1 protein-coding gene is annotated in these 806 nt (G+C 71.6%); it reads right to left on the reverse strand.

Features of this window, described 5'->3' with window-relative positions:
* Window positions 1–164 precede the first annotated feature (164 nt).
* Window positions 165–806: hypothetical protein (locus H489_RS27425; protein ID WP_031259603.1), on the reverse strand; the 642-nt coding region annotated here is incomplete at its 5' end.

The following is an 806-nucleotide window of genomic DNA, read 5'->3' on the forward strand; positions in this document are numbered from 1 at the left end:
GGGTCGCACGGTGCGCGCTTGTCCGGTCGGTGCGAGGTTGGTCGCTCGGTGGCGGACTGTAGGGCGGCACCAAGCGGTCGACGATGCACGGGCTCACCAACCTGGCACCGTGCGGGGTCGACCAAAGTCGCACGAGCCGAGCGAACGCGCACCGTGCGAGGTCGTCAGCCGGCGAAGGTCTGCTGTCCGACGACGCCGAGGAGCTCGAGCTTCTGCGCGTCCTCTGATCCTGGAGGCGCGGTGAACAACAGCAGTGCCTGCGCCTGGTCGTCGGTGTGCAGCACCTGGCAGTCAACGGTGATGCGCCCGAGCTCCGGCTGCACGATGGTCTTGTTGTCCGACCAGCGGGTGGCCACCTCGTGCTTGGCCCAGAGGTCGCGGAACTCGGGGCTGCGCGTCTGCAACTCGGCGACGAGTTCGGTCGCCCGACGATCGCCCGGGCCCGCGAGCCCCACCGCCGCCCGCAGCGACGCCACCACGACCCGGGCCAGTCGCTCGTGTTGCTCCGGCGCGTACTTCGCGAGCTCGTTCCCGGTCACGAACCACCGCCACGCCTGGTAGCGCTCGTTGCCGGGCAGGCTGACGGACGACCCGAGCAGTGCCGCCGCGAGCCGGTTCTCGACCAGGGTCTCGCCCAGGTGGCTGACGACGATCGCCGGGGTGTCCTCGAGCCGGTCGAGCACCCGCAGGATCGCCGGGTCGACGTGGTCGGCGCGGTGCATCCGGGTCGGGGCGTTCTGCCCGGCCAGGTGGAACAGGTGGTCGCGCTCGTCGAGGCTGCACCGCAGGGCGCGGGCGATCGCGGC

It is taken from the genome of Curtobacterium flaccumfaciens UCD-AKU, assembly GCF_000349565.1.
GTDB classification, from domain to species: Bacteria; Actinomycetota; Actinomycetes; order Actinomycetales; family Microbacteriaceae; genus Curtobacterium; species Curtobacterium poinsettiae.